We start from the raw sequence: 16,749 nt of genomic DNA on the forward strand, positions 1-16,749 counted from the left end.
AAGGGGCGAAGAAATCAGGCGGTGGCGGCGGCCACGATTTGCGGGCGCGCGGGCGTGCCCGCCGACACGGTTAGCACTTCGTAGCCCGTCGGCGTGACGAGAATCGTGTGCTCCCACTGCGCGGACAGGCTGCGGTCCTTCGTCTTGACGGTCCACTGATCGGGCATTGTGCGGATTTCGCGGCGGCCGGCGTTGATCATCGGCTCGATCGTGAAGATCATGCCGGGCTGCAATTCGATGCCCGTGCCGGGACGGCCGTAGTGCAGCACTTGCGGCTCGTCGTGGAAAACCTGGCCGATGCCGTGACCGCAATATTCGCGCACCACGCTGTAGCCCTGGCCCTCCGCGTGCTTCTGGATCGCGTAGCCGATGTCGCCGAGATGCGCGCCCGGGCGCACCTGCTCGATGCCGAGCCACATGCATTCGTAGGTGGTCTGGATGAGGCGCTTGGCCATGATCGAGCCTTCGCCGACGATGAACATGCGGCTCGTGTCGCCGTAGTAGCCGTTCTTGATCACGGTGACGTCGATATTGAGCACGTCGCCGTTCTTCAACGTCTTGTCGCCGGGAATGCCGTGGCAGATCACGTCGTTCACGGACGTGCAGACGGCCTTCGGAAACGGCGGATAGCCGGGCGGCTGATAATTCAGCGGCGCCGGAATCGTGCCTTGCACGTTCGTCATGTATTCGTGGCAGAGTCGGTCGAGCTCCCCCGTCGTGACGCCGGGCTTGACGAACGGCGTAATGTAGTCGAGGACTTCGCTCCCGAGGCGTCCGGCGACGCGCATCTGGGCAATATCGTCTTCGTTTTTGAGCGTAATAGCCATGAGTCGGGCCTGAAAAGCGGTGTATCGCGTAATTATCGCACCTTATTTCCGTGATCGCTGGCTTTTGCTGGGCGGGTAGCCACGCGCGGAGCGGGCCGCAGCGTCTATCTGTGGCGCGCTGCGCGGCCGCGGGTGCAACCCGCGGCCGCCTCACGTGCTACCGCGTAGGTTGAGTCCTGCAATGCTCGCGTGCTATACTCTTCGGCTAAGTCAATCGCCAATCCGAATATTCGGAATATTCATCACGGCGGCAGACTTTCCTCGCGAACTGCCCATAAATATGTAAGACCCATATGGCGCAATTCGCGAGATTCGCAAGCCGGCGCACCCAGGGTGTTCGCGGCGTCAGATCTTCCCGAAGAGCGCGGAAGGCGGCGCGGCGGATACGGCAGCCGGCTTAAGACCTAACCCTAGCGGAGATATTCATGGCAGTTACCATGCGTCAAATGCTGGAAGCCGGTGTCCACTTCGGTCACCAGACGCGCTTCTGGAACCCGAAGATGGCCCCCTTCATTTTCGGTCATCGCAACAAGATTCACATCATCAACCTCGAAAAGACGCTGCCGATGTACAACGACGCACTGAAGTACGTGCGTCAACTGGCAGCGAACCGCGGCACGATCCTGTTCGTCGGCACGAAGCGTCAATCGCGCGACACGATCGCCGAAGCGGCTCAGCGCGCTGGCATGCCTTATGTCAACGCACGCTGGCTCGGCGGCATGCTGACCAACTTCAAGACGCTGAAGGTTTCGATCAAGCGCCTGAAGGACATGGAAGCGGCAGTCGAGGCAGGCGAGCTCGAGAAGATGAGCAAGAAGGAAGCGCTGCTGTTCGAACGCGAAATCGCCAAGCTGCAAAAGTCGATCGGCGGCGTGAAGGACATGGGTGGCATTCCGGATGCGATCTTCGTGGTTGACGTCGGCTACCACAAGATTGCCGTGACGGAAGCGAACAAGCTGGGCGTGCCCGTCATCGCCGTGGTTGATACGAACCACTCGCCGGAAGGCGTGGATTACGTGATCCCGGGCAACGACGACGCGAGCAAGGCCGTTACGCTGTACGCGCAAGGCGTGGCTGACGCGATCCTCGAAGGCCGTGCAAACGCGGTCAACGAAGTCGTGCAGGCTGCCCGCGGCGGCGACGGCGACGAGTTCGTCGAGGTCAACGGGGAAGCGTAAAGCACCCTGTGTCCGGCAAAAAAGGGGGCTCTCGATAGGCCCCCTTTTTTTAAGCCGCGACGATCTGGAGTGAGCGTGCGGCAACGCGCACGCGGCAGCGCCGGAAATAAAAGTGCGCTGCGCGGAAACGAAATTCTGCCGTCGGCATCGAATGCGGGCGGCGTGTGACAGACAGACTCAAGGAGCGAATGATGGCGGCAATTACCGCAAGCATGGTGGCAGAACTGCGCGCGAAGACCGACGCGCCGATGATGGAATGCAAGAAGGCGCTGACGGAAGCTGACGGCGATATGGCGCGCGCTGAAGAGCTGCTGCGCGTTAAGCTCGGCAACAAGGCGTCGAAGGCGGCGTCGCGCGTCACGGCTGAAGGCGTGATCGCTTCGTTCATCGAAGGCGGCGTTGGCGCGATCGTCGAACTGAACTGCGAAACCGACTTCGTTTCGAAGAACGACGACTTCATCGGCTTCTCGAAGAAGGTTGCCGAGCTGGTCGTCAAGCAGAACCCGGCTGACGTCGCCGCGCTGTCGGCACTGCCGCTGGAAGGCTCGACGGTCGACGCAGTGCGTTCGGCGCTCGTCGGCAAGATCGGCGAAAACCTGTCGATCCGCCGTTTCGCGCGCTTCGAAACGTCGAACAAGCTGGCTGCCTACCTGCACGGCACGCGCATCGGCGTGCTGGTCGAGTACACGGGCGCGGACGAGCAGGTCGGCAAGGACGTCGCGATGCACATCGCGGCGATGAAGCCGGTCTCGCTGTCGGCAGACGACGTTCCCGCTGACCTGATCGCCAAGGAGCGCAGCATCGCCGAGCAGAAGGCAGCCGAATCGGGCAAGCCGGCTGAGATCGTCGCGAAGATGGTCGACGGCTCGGTGCAGAAGTATCTGAAGGAAGTGTCGCTGCTGAACCAGCCGTTCGTGAAAAACGACAAGCAGACGATCGAACAGATGCTGAAGGCCGCGAACTCGAGCGTGCAGAAGTTCGCGCTGTTCGTCGTGGGCGAGGGCATCGAAAAGCGTCAGGACGACTTCGCTGCCGAAGTCGCGGCGCAAGTTGCTGCTGCGAAGCAGCAATAAGCTTCGTTTAAGTTTTACGTTGTACCGTTTGACCCGCGGCGGGGCTGGACCTCGCCGCGGCCGGCAGCGCCGCTGGGGTTGCGCGTGTGCAAGGCGCACGGCGGCCGGATATCGACTCGCCTCGGTCGGTCGTTGAGGCGCATCAATTTGGCGGCGCTTGCCCGAATTCGTATTTCACCCCTACAGTTAGTTCCTTGTTGTTTGGCGGCTTTTTGGCCCTGCTCAGCGCAATCTGGATATCTCTATGCCCACTGCCTATAAACGCGTCCTCCTCAAACTCTCTGGCGAAGCCCTGATGGGCGATGATGCATTCGGCATCAATCGCGCGACGATCGAAAGAATGGTGGCGGACGTGGCCGAGGTGGTGCGGCTCGGTACGCAACTGGCGGTGGTGATCGGCGGCGGCAACATTTTTCGCGGTGTGGCGGGTGGCGCGGCGGGTATGGACCGTGCGACGGCCGACTACATGGGCATGCTGGCCACGATGATGAACGCACTGGCGTTGCAGGACGCGATGCGGCACGCCGGAATCGAAGCGCGCGTGCAGTCGGCGCTGCGCATGGATCAGGTCGTCGAGCCCTACATCCGTCCCCGCGCCATCCGTCAGCTGGAAGAGGGCAAGGTCGTGATTTTCGCGGCCGGCACGGGCAATCCATTCTTCACGACGGACACGGCGGCAGCGCTGCGCGGCTCGGAGGTCGGCGCGGAAGTGGTGCTGAAGGCGACCAAGGTCGACGGCGTCTATTCGGCCGATCCGAAGAAGGACCCGTCTGCGACGCGTTATTCGACGATCAGTTTCGACGAGGCAATTGGCCGCAACCTGCAGGTGATGGACGCCACCGCCTTTGCGCTGTGCCGCGACCAGAAGCTGCCGATTCGCGTGTTTTCGATCGTGAAGCCGGGCGCGCTCAAGCGCATCGTGCAGGGCGAGGACGAAGGCACGCTCGTCCACGTGTAAACTCTCTTTCACGTCTGTGGGCTTGACCGCGGGCTTGGGCGCCGCCTCGCGCGCGCTGGCGGGCCCGCATCGTTTTGAAGGTTCGGAGGTTTAATCATGTCTGTGGCTGATACCAAGAAGAGCGCTGAACAAAAAATGCAGCGCTCGCTCGACGCGTTCAAGAACGATCTGTCGAAAATCCGCACGGGCCGTGCGCACACGGGCCTGCTCGATCACATCCAGGTCGACTACTACGGCTCGCCCGTGCCGATCTCGCAGGTCGCGAACCTGACGCTCGTCGACGCCCGCACGATCGGCGTGCAGCCGTGGGAAAAGAAGATGGTCTCCGTGATCGAGAAGGCGATCCGCGAATCGGATCTGGGCCTGAACCCGGCCACGCACGGCGATCTGATCCGCGTGCCGATGCCCCCGCTGACGGAAGAGCGCCGTAAGGAACTCACGAAGATCGTCAAGAGCGAAGGCGAGACGGCGAAGGTGGCGGTGCGCAACCTGCGCCGCGACGCGAACGAGCAGCTGAAGAAGCTCGTGAAGGACAAGGAAATCTCCGAAGACGATGAGCGCCGCGCCGGCGACGATGTTCAGAAGCTGACGGACAAGTTCGTCGCGGAAATCGACAAGCTCGTGCAAACCAAGGAAGGCGAGATCATGACGGTTTGATGGTCTGGCGCACACCAGACACGAGAACTTTCACTGATCATCTCTTCTTTATTTGCTGCTTTACCCGACGGCCATGACCTATACAAGCTCAACCGTTCGCGTCCCTGACGTCTCAGCCGTACCGCGTCACATCGCGATCATCATGGACGGCAATGGCCGTTGGGCGACTCAACGCCGCCTGCCGCGCGTGGCGGGCCATACGCGTGGCCTCGACGCCGTGCGCTCGGCCGTCGACGCCTGTGCCCGACGGGGCGTCCAGTATCTGACGCTGTTCGCATTCAGTTCCGAAAACTGGCGCCGTCCGATCGACGAGGTGTCGTTCCTGATGCGCCTGTTCGTCACCGCGCTCGAGCGCGAGATCGGCAAGCTGCACGCAAACGGCATCCGTCTGCGCGTGGTCGGCGATCTGTCGATGTTCGACAAAAAGATCCAGGACCTGATCACCCGCGCCGAAACCAAGACGGCGAAGAACACGCGCCTGACGCTGACCATCGCCGCGAACTACGGCGGCCGCTGGGACATCATGCAGGCCACGCGCAAGCTGGTCGAGGAGTCGGTGGCGGTGGGCAGCCCCGTCGAGGTCAACGAAGACGCGTTCGCCCAACACCTCGCAATGGCTTACGCGCCCGAGCCGGATCTTTTCATCCGCACGGGCGGCGAGCAGCGCATCAGCAACTTCCTGCTGTGGCAGCTCGCGTACACCGAGTTCTATTTCACCGATACCTACTGGCCGGATTTCGACGCCGACGCGCTGGGCCGCGCAATCGCGTCGTACACCGAGCGTGAGCGCCGCTTCGGCCGCACGAGCGCCCAGCTCGAGCCGCAATCGCAAAACGCCGATTCGCTTCCATGCTAAAAACCCGTGTCATCACGGCGATCGTCCTGCTGGCCATTCTTATTCCCGTCACGCTATGGGCGCCGATCGGCGGCTTCGGCGCGCTGATCGCGTTCGTCGTCGTGTTCGCCGCGTGGGAGTGGGCGCGGCTGCTGAAGCTTCCGGGGGCGGGTCCCGTGATCTACGCGATCGTTGCTGCGCTGGCGCTGGTGGCCAGCACGAAGCTCGGCACGGGCTTCGTGGCGCCACGGCCGCTCTTCGAAGCGTCGTCAATCTTCTGGGTATTCGCGGGCCCGTTCGTGCTATTGCGTAAGCCGGCGCTCGCTCAGGGCGCCTGGCGGCCGTTCCTGCTACTGGCGGGCGTCGTCGTGTTCGCAGCTTGCTGGCACGCCCTCGTCGCGGCCCGAATCGAGGGCGTGCCGTTCGTGCTTTCCCTGCTCCTCGTGGTCTGGTTGGCCGATATCGGCGCATACTTTGCGGGTAAGGCCTTCGGAAAGCACAAACTTGCGCCATCGATCAGCCCCGGCAAGACCTGGGAGGGCGCCGTCGGCGGGTGGCTCGCGGTGATGATCGTCGCGGCCATTGCCGTCGTCACTCATGTGTTCGCGCCAACCCTGTTTTCCGCGCTGCTCGAGCACCTCGGCGGCGCGCGCGCGTTTGCCACGCTGACGCTGCTGGTCGTGTTCAGCGTGGTGGGCGACCTGTTCGAGTCGATGCTCAAGCGCCAGGCCGGCGTGAAGGATTCGAGCAACCTGCTGCCGGGACATGGCGGCGTGCTCGACCGCATCGACGCCCTGTTGCCGGTGCTGCCGCTCGCGATGCTCGTATTGTCGTAGCCCATCGGCTAGAGAAAGAGATATGCAAAAACGACTCACTTTGCTCGGTTCCACGGGCTCGATCGGAGACAGCACGCTCGACGTCGTCGCGCGTCATCCCGAGCGTTTCTCGGTGTATGCGCTGACCGCGCATCGCAACGGCGACAAGCTCGTCGAACAATGCCTGCGCTTCAAACCCGAAGTGGCCGTCGTCGGCGATGCCGAGACGGCCGCGAGCGTGGCCGCGAAGCTGCATGCTGCGGGTTGCAGGACGGAAGTCACGTACGGCCCGCAGGCGCTCGTCGATGTATCGAAGAGTGACGGCTGCGACACTGTCGTCGCGGCGATCGTCGGCGCGGCGGGTCTTGAGCCGAGCCTTGCGGCCGCGCGCGCCGGCAAGCGCATCCTGCTCGCGAACAAGGAGGCGCTTGTGATGTCGGGCGCGATCTTCATGGACGCGGTACGCGACAACGGCGCGATCCTGCTGCCCGTCGACAGCGAGCACAACGCAATCTTCCAGTGCCTGCCGCGCGAATCGGCGTTGCATGGCGGGGTATCGAAAATCATCCTGACGGCGTCGGGCGGGCCGTTCCGCACGCGCGAGCCGTCGACGCTCGTCGACGTCACGCCGGAAGAAGCATGCAAGCACCCCAACTGGGTGATGGGCCGCAAGATTTCCGTGGACTCCGCAACGATGATGAACAAGGGCCTCGAAGTGATCGAGGCGCACTGGCTGTTCGGCCTGCCCGGCGAGCGCATCGACGTGCTGATTCACCCGCAGAGCGTGATTCATTCGCTCGTGTCGTACGCGGACGGATCGGTGCTCGCGCAACTAGGCAACCCGGACATGCGCACGCCGATCGCACACGCGCTGGCTTTCCCGGATCGCGTCGATTCGGGTGTCGCGCAGCTCGATCTCGCGCAGATCGCATCGTTATCGTTCGAGAAGCCCGATTACGCGCGCTTCCCGTGCCTCGCGCTCGCGATGCAGGCGCTGGCCGAAGGCGGCGTTGCCAGCGCTGCGCTGAACGCGGCGAACGAGATCGCCGTCGAGGCGTTCCTGTCGCGCCGCATCGGCTTCATGGCGATTGCCCGGGTCGTCGAAGCCGTGCTGAACACATTGCCCAATCGCGAGGCGTCGAGCCTCGCGGACGTGGTCGACGCGGACGCTGCTGCGCGCCGCGCCGCCCACGCTTTGATCGACGGTCTGCCGGCGGGCGCTCGCCTCACGGAACGCGCCGTCCAGTGAGGCGTTTATGAACGTGCTGATCGAACTGGTCGCCTTCGCAGTCGCGATCGGCGTACTGGTGGTCGTCCATGAGTTTGGCCACTACAGCATTGCGCGCCTGTGCGGCGTGAAGGTGCTGCGTTTTTCGATCGGCTTCGGCAAGCCGCTTGCGCGCTGGGTCAGCGCGAAGACGGGCACCGAGTGGACCATCGCCGCGCTGCCGCTCGGCGGCTACGTGAAGATGCTCGACGAGCGCGAAGAAGGCGTGCCGATTCCTCCCGCCGATCTGCCGCGCGCGTTCAATCGTCAGTCGGTCGGCAAGCGTATCGCGATCGTCGCGGCGGGTCCCGTCGCGAACTTCATCCTCGCCATCGTGCTGTTTGCGGCCGTGTTCGCCACGGGTGTCACCGAGCCAGCCGCAATTGTCGCAGCGCCTGTTGCCGATACCGTCGCGGCGCGCGCGGGCTTCGAGGGCGGCGAGACCGTGGTCGGCGTGCGCGACGCGGACGGTGGCGAGTTCGAGCGCGTTCGCTCGTGGTCGGATTTGCGCTGGAAGCTCCTGGGCGCCGCGTTCGACCACAAGCGCGTCATATTGAGCGCGAAGGACGGCGGGCACGGCACGTTCGACTTCCCGCTGGACTTGCAAGGCCTCACCGACAAGGAAGTCGACGACGACTTCATGTCGCGGCTCGGCTTCGAGCCCGGCGGCGGCACGCTGTCGGTGGCGGGCGTGCAGCCGGGCAGCGCTGCGGTGCGCGCGGGCCTGCTCGCCGGCGACCGGATCCGCGCGGTCGACGGACGTCCCGCCGATAACGCGACGACCTTCATCAACTACATCAAGTCGCACGCGGGCAAGCCTGTCGTGCTGCAAATCGAGCGCGGCGCGAAGAACCAGCAGCCGGGGGTGTTGCAGAATCTGACTATCGTGCCGGGCGTTCAGCGCGACGAGATGACGGGCCAGCAGATCGGCCGCATCGGCGCCGAGCTGGCGACGCAAGTGCCATCGATCGACGTGCGCTACGGTCCTGTCGAGAGCGTGCGCCTCGGCGCGCGCCGCACATGGGACCTTGCTGTGTACTCGGTGCGGATGTTCGGCCGGATGATCGTCGGCGAGGCTTCGCTCAAAAATCTGTCCGGGCCCGTCACCATCGCGGACTACGCGGGCAAGAGCGCGCGACTCGGTCCGTCAGCATTCCTGTCGTTCCTCGCGCTTGTCAGCATAAGCCTCGGCGTCCTCAACCTTTTACCAATACCGGTATTGGACGGGGGGCATCTGTTATATTATCTGGTTGAAGCTGTTACCGGCAAAGCCGTATCGGATCGCTGGCAGCTCGTTCTTCAAAGAGCGGGACTGGCTTGTATCGTCGCCTTGTCGGCGATTGCGCTGTTCAACGATCTTGCTCGTTTAATCCATTTTTAAAGTGTCTGGCGGCGTACGATGGCGCCCGCCTGACCTGATGCAGCTATACACACTGGGGAAGCACGTTGTTTAAACCTCATCGCTTTGTTCCAAAGACGGTTGTAGCCGCGGCATTCGCCGCGCATGGGCTGGTAGCTCACGCGACGACACCCTTCGTGGTGAAAGACATTCGGATCGAAGGGCTGCAACGGGTAGAACCCGGCACGGTATTCTCCTATCTCCCCATCAAGCAAGGCGATACGTTTAACGACGAAAAGGCTTCCGAAGCCATCCGCGCGCTGTACGCAACGGGTTTCTTCAACGACGTGAAAATCGCCACGGAAGGCGACGTCGTGGTGGTGCAGGTGCTGGAGCGTCCCGCCATCGGCACGATTGATTTCTCCGGCCTGCATGAATTCGAGAAGGACAACCTGATCAAGGCGCTGCGCGCGGTCGGTCTGTCGCAGGGCCGTTACTACGACAAGGCGCTCGTCGACAAGGCCGAGCAGGAACTGAAGCGCCAGTATCTGACGCGCGGCTTCTACGCCGCGGAAGTCACGACTACGATCACGCCGATCGATCGCAACCGTGTTGCGGTCCTGTTCGCCGTGATCGAGGGTCCTAGCGCGAAGATCCGCCAGATCAACTTCATCGGCAACAAGGCATTCAGCACGGGCACGCTGCGCGACGAAATGCAGCTGTCCACGCCGAACTGGTTCTCGTGGTACACGAAGAACGACCTGTATTCGAAGGAAAAGCTCACCGGCGACCTCGAGAACGTCCGCTCGTATTACCTGAACCGCGGCTATCTCGAGTTCAACATCGAGTCGACCCAGGTGTCGATCACGCCGGACAAGAAGGACATGTATCTGACGGTCACGCTGCATGAAGGCGAGCCGTACACGATCAACAGCATCAAGCTCGCGGGCAATCTGCTCGACCGCGAAGCCGAACTGAACAAGCTGATCAAGATCAAGCCGGGCGACCGTTTCTCGGCGGAAAAGCTGCAGGCCACGACGAAGGCGATCGTCGACAAGCTCGGCGAATACGGCTACGCGTTCGCGACCGTGAACGCGCTGCCGCAAATCGACCAGGAGCATCACAAGGTCGACCTGACGCTGCAGGTCGATCCGAGCCGCCGCGTGTACGTGCGTCGCATCAACGTGAACGGCAACACCCGCACGCGCGACGAAGTGGTGCGCCGCGAAATGCGCCAGCTCGAAAGCTCGTGGTTCGATTCGAACCGCCTCGCGCTGTCGAAGGACCGCATCAACCGTCTTGGCTACTTCACGGATGTCGACGTGACAACGGTACCCGTCGAAGGCACGCCGGACCAGGTGGACGTCGACGTGAAGGTCGCCGAAAAGCCGACGGGCGCGATCACGCTGGGCGCGGGCTTCTCGTCGACGGACAAGGTGGTGCTGTCGGCGGGCGTGTCGCAGGACAACGTGTTCGGTTCGGGCACGAGCCTGTCCGTGAACGTGAACACCGCGAAGACGTACCGCACGCTGACGGTCACGCAGGTCGACCCGTACTTCACGGTCGACGGCATCAAGCGCATTACCGACGTCTACTACCGCACGTACGAGCCGCTGTACTACTCGACGGATTCGAGCTTCCGCATCGTCACGATGGGCGGCGACCTGAAGTTCGGCATTCCGTTCTCGGAAGTGGACACGGTGTACTTCGGCGCGGGCTTCGAGCAGAACACGCTGGACGTCGACGCCAATACGCCGCAGGCCTACAAGAACTACGTGCAGGACTTCGGCCGCGTGTCGAACAACGTGCCGCTGACGGTCGGCTGGTCGCGCGACGCGCGTGACAGCGCACTGGTGCCGAGCCGCGGCTACTTCACGCAGGCGAATGCCGAATACGGCACGCCGATCGGCGGCACCGAGTATTACAAGGCCGACTTGCAGGCGCAGTACTATTATTCGTTTGCTCGCGGCTTCGTGCTGGGCTTCAACATCCAGGGCGGCTACGGTAACGGCATCGGCAACGCGTATCCGATCTTCAAGAACTACTACGCGGGCGGTATCGGCTCGGTCCGCGGCTATGAGCCGAGCTCGCTCGGTCCGCGCGACACGGTTACGCATGATCCGATCGGCGGCAACAAGATGTTCGTCACCAACGTCGAACTCACGTTCCCGCTGCCGGGCACCGGTTATGACCGTACGCTGCGGGTGTTCACGTTCCTCGACGCCGGTAACGTGTGGGGTGATTCGCGTCAGGGCGGCAATACGACGGTCGGCTCGAACGGCTTGCGCTACGGTTACGGTCTCGGTCTCGCATGGATTTCGCCGATCGGGCCGCTCAAGCTGTCGCTGGGCTTCCCGTTGCAGAAGCACGCGGGCGACCAGTATCAGAAGTTCCAGTTCCAGATCGGGACGGCGTTCTGATCGCGCGATCGAGAACCGGAACCCCTTACAGCATCGAGAGGATGACTTTGCTAACTGGTATGTTTTCGAAACGTGTGGCGTGCGCAATGGCCGTGGTCATGACGCTCGGCGTCGGCGCGGCGAATGCCGCACAGGCGCAGGAAGCGCGGATCGCCGCGGTGAATTCGGATCGCATCCTGCGTGAATCGGCGGCGGCGAAGGCGGCGCAGACCAAGCTGGAAGCGGAGTTCGCGAAGCGCGACAAGGACCTGCAGGATATGGCGCAGCGTCTCAAGTCGATGTCCGACTCGCTCGACAAGAATGGCGCGTCGATGGCGCCCGCCGATCGCGCACAGAAACAGCGCGACCTGTCGCAGCTCGACACGGACTTCCAGCGCAAGCAGCGCGAGTTCCGTGAAGATCTGAACCAGCGCCGCAACGAAGAGCTGGCAGCCGTACTTGACCGCGCGAACAAGGTGATCAAGCAGATCGCCGAGCAGCAGCACTACGACCTGATCGTGCAGGAAGCGGTCTATGTGAGCCCGCGCATCGACATCACCGACCAGGTGCTGAAGGCGCTTGCATCGTCGGGCAACGGCAGCAGCAGCGGCAACTGATAAAGCGCAAGCTCACGCAAGCACGGCGCACACGGCGCAAAACCGTCCCGCGAAACGCACCCGGCGCGCGGTTCGCGCGCAAGGCAGGCAACTGAACAGCAGGAGCAGTACACGCATGGCATTCACGCTCGAGGAGATCGTGCAGCGGTTCGGCGGCGAGGTCGTCGGCGATCGCGCGCACCGCGTCGGCAATCTGGCGCCGCTCGATCAGGCTGGCCCGGATCAACTGGCGTTCCTCGCCAACCCGAAGTATCTGGCGCAGGCCGAAACGACGCGCGCGGGCGCGGTGCTGATCAACGCGGCGGATCTCGCGAAGCTCGCTTCGCGCGACGGTCGTAACTTCATCGTCACGCCGAATCCCTACGCTTATTTTGCGCGTCTCGCGCAGGCCTTCATCGATATGGCCGCGCCGAAGGCGCAGCCGGGCGTGCACGCAAGCGCAACCGTCGATCCTTCCGCGCAAATCGCCGCGACTGCCGTGATCGGCCCGAACGTGACGGTCGAAGCAGGCGCCGCGATCGGCGAGAACGTGCGGCTCGACGCGAACGTGTTCATCGGGCGTGACACGAAGGTCGGCGCCGGCTCGCATCTGTATCCGAACGTCGCCGTCTATCACGGCTGCACGCTCGGCGAGCGCGTGATCGTTCATGCGGGCGCCGTGATCGGTTCGGACGGCTTCGGCTTTGCGCCGGATTTCGTCGGCGACGGCGACGCGCGCACGGGCAACTGGGTGAAGATTCCGCAGGTCGGCGGCGTGTCGATTGGACCCGACGTCGAAATCGGCGCGAATACGACGATCGACCGCGGCGCGATGGCCGATACCGTGATCGAAGAATGCGTGAAAATCGACAACCTCGTGCAGATCGGCCATAACTGCAAGATCGGCGCCTACACGGTGATCGCGGGTTGCGCGGGCATTGCCGGCAGTACGACGATTGGCCGTCACTGCATGATCGGTGGGGCAGTCGGCATTGCCGGTCACGTCACGCTGGCCGACTACGTGATCGTCACGGCCAAGTCGGGCGTGTCGAAATCGCTGTTGAAACCCGGCATGTACACGAGCGCGTTCCCTGCCGTGGATCACGCCGACTGGAACAAAAGCGCCGCGTTGATGCGCAATCTCGACAAGCTGCGAGACCGTATCAAGGCACTCGAAGCCGCCGTCGCCAGCGCCTCCGGAGACAAGGCGTAAGCGTCGACCGAAAGAAAGCGCCAGCGCACGCGGCCGTCAGGCGGCGCGCGGCCGGCACAGGAACGGGCGGCAGGGCGCGTTTCGTCATCCATGCGCCAGCACCCAGCATTCGCAGTCATCATCGCGCAACCAATGCGTGAGCGGAAACACCATGAGCACCGAAAAAATCAATCTCGACATCCACAAGATCCTCACGCTGCTGCCGCATCGCTATCCGATCCTCCTCGTCGATCGGGTGCTCGAACTCGAGCCGCACAAGAGCATCAAGGCGCTGAAGAATGTGACGATCAACGAACCGTTCTTCATGGGCCACTTCCCGAAGCGCCCCGTGATGCCCGGCGTGCTGATTCTGGAAGCGCTCGCGCAGACGGCGGCGCTCCTGACGTTCTCCGAAGAGCCGCATGATCCCGACAACACGCTGTACCTGTTCGTCGGCATCGACAATGCGCGCTTCAAGCGCGTCGTCGAACCGGGCGACCAGCTGATCCTGAACGCCACGTTTGAGCGCCATATGCGCGGCATCTGGAAGTTCAAGGCGCGCGCCGAAGTGGACGGCCAGGTGGCGGCCGAAGCCGATCTGATGTGCGCGGTGCGTCAGGCGGACAGCGAGTGACGCAAAGCAACAGGCAGTAACGGCCGCGGCGCGCGGACAGCGGACGGAAGAGGCACGATCGTGCTCCGTCATGTCGGCAGCGCCGCGGCAGAACAATCGAAACTTCGGGCTGTCACAAGATGGATTGCAACGTGGCGGCTCGAACGTGCTGGACGGCGCCGCAGCGTCATCCGCGCCATGTAACGGAAATACAGCGGTAAATACAGCGAGGGCGCATGAGCAGGATCCATCCTACTGCGATCATCGAGTCGGGCGCGCAGCTCGACGAATCGGTCGAGATCGGACCGTACGCAATCGTCGGCGCGCACGTCACGATCGGTGCGCGCACCACGGTCGGTTCGCACAGCGTGATCGAAGGTCATACGACGATCGGCGAAGACAACCGCATCGGCCATTACGCGTCGGTCGGCGGCCGGCCGCAGGACATGAAGTACCGCGACGAGCCCACGAAGCTCGTGATCGGCAACCGCAACACGATCCGCGAATTCACGACGATCCACACGGGCACCGTGCAGGACCAGGGCATCACGACGCTCGGCGACGACAACTGGATCATGGCTTATGTGCACATCGGCCACGACTGCCAGATCGGCAGTAACGTGATCCTGTCGAGCAATGCGCAGATGGCAGGCCATGTGATCATCGGCGATTACGCGATTGTCGGCGGCATGTCGGGCGTGCACCAGTTCGTGCGCATCGGCGCGCACTCCATGCTGGGCGGCGCGTCGGCGCTCGTGCAGGACATTCCGCCGTTCGTGATCGCCGCGGGCAACAAGGCCGAGCCGCACGGCATCAACGTCGAAGGGCTGCGCCGCCGCGGCTTCGCTCCGGACGCCATTTCGGCGCTGCGCTCCGCGTATCGTCTGCTGTACAAGAACAGCCTGTCGCTCGAAGAAGCGAAGGTGCAATTGCGCGAACTCGCGACGGCGGGCGGCGATGGCGACGAGCCCGTGCGCGCGCTCGTCGAATTCGTCGAGCAGTCGCAGCGCGGCATCATTCGCTGACCGATGCCGTTGCCTACCAGTCCGCTGCGGCTCGCAATGGTGGCCGGCGAGCCGTCGGGCGACCTGCTCGCGGCGTCGCTGCTGGACGGGCTCGCGGCCCGTCTTCCGCAAGGGACGCAGTACTTCGGCATCGGCGGCCCGCGCATGACCGCGAAGGGCTTCGACGCGCATTTCCCGATGGAAAAGCTGTCGGTGCGCGGCTACGTCGAAGCGCTGAAGCACATTCCCGAGATTCTCGGCATCCGCAACGAGCTGAAGAGGCAGTTGCTGGCGGAGCCGCCGTCGGTGTTCATCGGCGTCGACGCGCCGGATTTCAACTTCGGCCTCGAGCACGCGTTGCGCGACGCGGGCATTCCGACCATCCACTTCGTCTGTCCGTCGATCTGGGCATGGCGCGGCGGCCGGATCAAGAAGATCGTCAAGGCCGTCGATCACATGCTGTGCGTGTTTCCGTTCGAAAAGGCGCTGCTCGAGAAATCGGGCGTGGCGGCGACTTATGTCGGCCATCCGCTCGCGGATGAAATCCCGCTCGAACCGGACGTGTCGGGCGCGCGCCGCGTGCTCGGCCTGCCGGAAAGCGGCCCGGTGATCGCCGTGCTGCCGGGCAGCCGCCGCTCGGAAATCTCGCTGATCGGTCCGACGTTCTTCGACGCGATGGAACTGATGTTGCAGCGCGAGCCGGGCGTGCGCTTCGTGATGCCGGCTGCGACGCCTGCGCTGCGTGAACTGCTGAAGCCGCTCGTCGACGCGCATCCGAAGCTGCCGCTGACGCTGACGGACGGCAACGCGCAGCTCGCGATGACGGCCGCGGACGCGATTCTCGTGAAAAGCGGCACGGTCACGCTGGAAGCGGCGCTGTTGAAGAAGCCGATGGTGATTTCGTACAAGGTGCCGTGGCTGACGGGACAGATTATGCGACGTCAGGGTTATCTGCCGTACGTGGGCCTGCCGAACATCCTCGCCGGGCGGTTCGTCGTGCCCGAAATCCTGCAGCACTTCGCGACGCCCGAAGCGTTGGCCGATGCCACGCTGACTCAGTTGCGCGACGACGCAAACCGGCGCACGCTGACGGAAATCTTCACCGAGATGCATCACGTGCTGAAGCAGAACACAGCGCAGCGAGCGGCGGATGCGGTCGTCGGCGTCGTCGAAGCGCGTCGGGGGCGTCGATGACGGGCGCGACGCGCAAGGCCGCGCCGCGCCGCAAGGCGTCCGCGACGCTCGCGAAACAGGCCGGCCTCGATTTTTCGTCGCCGGAGGACGTCGTTTGTGGCGTCGACGAAGCAGGGCGTGGTCCGCTCGCGGGCCCCGTGGTCGCCGCCGCCGTCATTCTCGATCCGACGAAACCCCGCATCCGTGGACTCGGCGATTCAAAGACGTTGACGCCGAAAAAGCGCGAAGAGCTGTACGACAAGATCGTCGAGCGGTCGCTTGCGTATTGCGTTGCGTCGGCGTCGGTCGAAGAGATCGACACGCTGAACATCCTGCACGCGACGATGCTCGCGATGAAGCGCGCCGTCGAAGGCCTGAGCGTTGCGCCGACACTCGCGCAGATCGACGGCAACCGTTGCCCGATGCTGAGCATTCGCAGCGCGGCGATCGTCAGCGGCGATGCGCTCGTGTCGTGCATCTCGGCCGCGTCGATTCTCGCAAAGGTCACGCGCGACCGGATGCTGCTCGAACTGCATCACATGTTCCCGATGTACGGCTTCGACGCGCACGCGGGCTACGGCACGCCGCAGCATCTGCTGGCGCTGCGCGACCATGGTCCGTGCGAGCATCACCGGCGTTCGTTTGCGCCCGTGCGCGACGCGTATCTGCGGCTCGGCACGGCCGTCGATCTGCCTGAGGACGTCGTGATCGTGCCGCCCCTCGCAGGTGACGACGACGTGCTCATCGCCGACGATAGCGCGCCGTTCTGACGCCGCGCAGAAACGACTCAAGCGCCTTCGGGCGCTTTTCTTTTCACCCGTTT

At 63.7% G+C, this 16,749-nt stretch carries 16 protein-coding genes; 15 read left to right on the forward strand and 1 reads right to left on the reverse strand.

Annotation, left to right across the window (positions count from 1 at the left end; all coding sequences use genetic code 11):
* Nucleotides 1–14: 14 nt before the first annotated feature.
* A complete protein-coding gene (map, locus tag AABE10_RS29200) occupies nucleotides 15–827 on the reverse strand; it encodes a type I methionyl aminopeptidase (protein WP_152757440.1) in 813 nt (270 codons plus the stop codon).
* Nucleotides 828–1,252: 425 nt separating this feature from the next.
* Here map and rpsB point away from each other — a divergent pair, with 425 nt between their 5' ends.
* The 15 genes from rpsB (at nucleotide 1,253) to rnhB (ending at nucleotide 16,696) form a co-directional block, all read left to right on the forward strand.
* Nucleotides 1,253–2,005, forward strand: a complete 753-nt coding sequence (gene rpsB, locus AABE10_RS29205) for a 30S ribosomal protein S2 (protein ID WP_087735373.1) — start codon at nucleotides 1,253–1,255, stop codon at nucleotides 2,003–2,005.
* Between the two features lie 191 nt (nucleotides 2,006–2,196).
* The gene (tsf, locus tag AABE10_RS29210) at nucleotides 2,197–3,078 is read left to right on the forward strand and encodes a translation elongation factor Ts (protein ID WP_342936668.1); all 882 of its coding nucleotides are present in this window, start codon (nucleotides 2,197–2,199) and stop codon (nucleotides 3,076–3,078) included.
* A 244-nt stretch (nucleotides 3,079–3,322) separates the two neighbouring features.
* Nucleotides 3,323–4,036 (forward strand): UMP kinase, encoded by a 714-nt coding sequence (pyrH, locus tag AABE10_RS29215; protein WP_090864794.1) that lies wholly within the window; start codon nucleotides 3,323–3,325, stop codon nucleotides 4,034–4,036.
* Between the two features lie 96 nt (nucleotides 4,037–4,132).
* On the forward strand, nucleotides 4,133–4,693 hold the full coding sequence (frr, locus tag AABE10_RS29220; RefSeq protein ID WP_342936669.1) for a ribosome recycling factor: 561 nt from the start codon (nucleotides 4,133–4,135) through the stop codon (nucleotides 4,691–4,693).
* A gap of 73 nt (nucleotides 4,694–4,766) precedes the next feature.
* Nucleotides 4,767–5,549, forward strand: coding sequence for a polyprenyl diphosphate synthase (gene uppS / locus AABE10_RS29225; protein WP_342936670.1), 783 nt, complete (start codon nucleotides 4,767–4,769; stop codon nucleotides 5,547–5,549).
* Nucleotides 5,543–6,364: a phosphatidate cytidylyltransferase gene (locus AABE10_RS29230; RefSeq protein WP_342936671.1), complete on the forward strand. Its 822-nt coding sequence runs from the start codon at nucleotides 5,543–5,545 to the stop codon at nucleotides 6,362–6,364. The genes uppS and AABE10_RS29230 overlap by 7 nt, the downstream gene beginning before the upstream one ends.
* Before the next feature lie 22 nt (nucleotides 6,365–6,386).
* Entirely contained in the window at nucleotides 6,387–7,592 is a 1,206-nt protein-coding gene (locus AABE10_RS29235) for a 1-deoxy-D-xylulose-5-phosphate reductoisomerase (protein ID WP_342936672.1), read from the forward strand.
* Between the two features lie 7 nt (nucleotides 7,593–7,599).
* Complete coding sequence (gene rseP, locus AABE10_RS29240) at nucleotides 7,600–8,991, forward strand: RIP metalloprotease RseP (protein ID WP_342936673.1); 1,392 nt, start codon at nucleotides 7,600–7,602, stop codon at nucleotides 8,989–8,991.
* A gap of 65 nt (nucleotides 8,992–9,056) precedes the next feature.
* Nucleotides 9,057–11,369, forward strand: coding sequence for an outer membrane protein assembly factor BamA (gene bamA, locus AABE10_RS29245; protein ID WP_342936674.1), 2,313 nt, complete (start codon nucleotides 9,057–9,059; stop codon nucleotides 11,367–11,369).
* Between the two features lie 41 nt (nucleotides 11,370–11,410).
* Nucleotides 11,411–11,965 carry an OmpH family outer membrane protein gene (locus AABE10_RS29250; RefSeq protein WP_342936675.1) on the forward strand — a complete coding sequence of 185 codons (555 nt, stop codon included), beginning with the start codon at nucleotides 11,411–11,413 and terminating at the stop codon, nucleotides 11,963–11,965.
* A 115-nt stretch (nucleotides 11,966–12,080) separates the two neighbouring features.
* On the forward strand, nucleotides 12,081–13,157 hold the full coding sequence (gene lpxD, locus AABE10_RS29255) for a UDP-3-O-(3-hydroxymyristoyl)glucosamine N-acyltransferase (protein ID WP_342936676.1): 1,077 nt from the start codon (nucleotides 12,081–12,083) through the stop codon (nucleotides 13,155–13,157).
* A gap of 151 nt (nucleotides 13,158–13,308) precedes the next feature.
* Nucleotides 13,309–13,770 carry a 3-hydroxyacyl-ACP dehydratase FabZ gene (gene fabZ, locus AABE10_RS29260; protein ID WP_342936677.1) on the forward strand — a complete coding sequence of 154 codons (462 nt, stop codon included), beginning with the start codon at nucleotides 13,309–13,311 and terminating at the stop codon, nucleotides 13,768–13,770.
* 215 nt (nucleotides 13,771–13,985) lie between these two features.
* A complete protein-coding gene (gene lpxA, locus AABE10_RS29265; RefSeq protein WP_342936678.1) occupies nucleotides 13,986–14,774 on the forward strand; it encodes an acyl-ACP--UDP-N-acetylglucosamine O-acyltransferase in 789 nt (262 codons plus the stop codon).
* 3 nt (nucleotides 14,775–14,777) lie between these two features.
* Nucleotides 14,778–15,947, forward strand: coding sequence for a lipid-A-disaccharide synthase (gene lpxB / locus AABE10_RS29270; protein WP_342936679.1), 1,170 nt, complete (start codon nucleotides 14,778–14,780; stop codon nucleotides 15,945–15,947).
* Nucleotides 15,944–16,696: a ribonuclease HII gene (rnhB, locus tag AABE10_RS29275; protein WP_342936680.1), complete on the forward strand. Its 753-nt coding sequence runs from the start codon at nucleotides 15,944–15,946 to the stop codon at nucleotides 16,694–16,696. The genes lpxB and rnhB overlap by 4 nt, the downstream gene beginning before the upstream one ends.
* The last annotated feature ends 53 nt before the right edge of the window (nucleotides 16,697–16,749 follow it).

The sequence above is a fragment of the Paraburkholderia diazotrophica genome, assembly GCF_038900755.1.
Classification (GTDB): domain Bacteria; phylum Pseudomonadota; class Gammaproteobacteria; order Burkholderiales; family Burkholderiaceae; genus Paraburkholderia; species Paraburkholderia diazotrophica_A.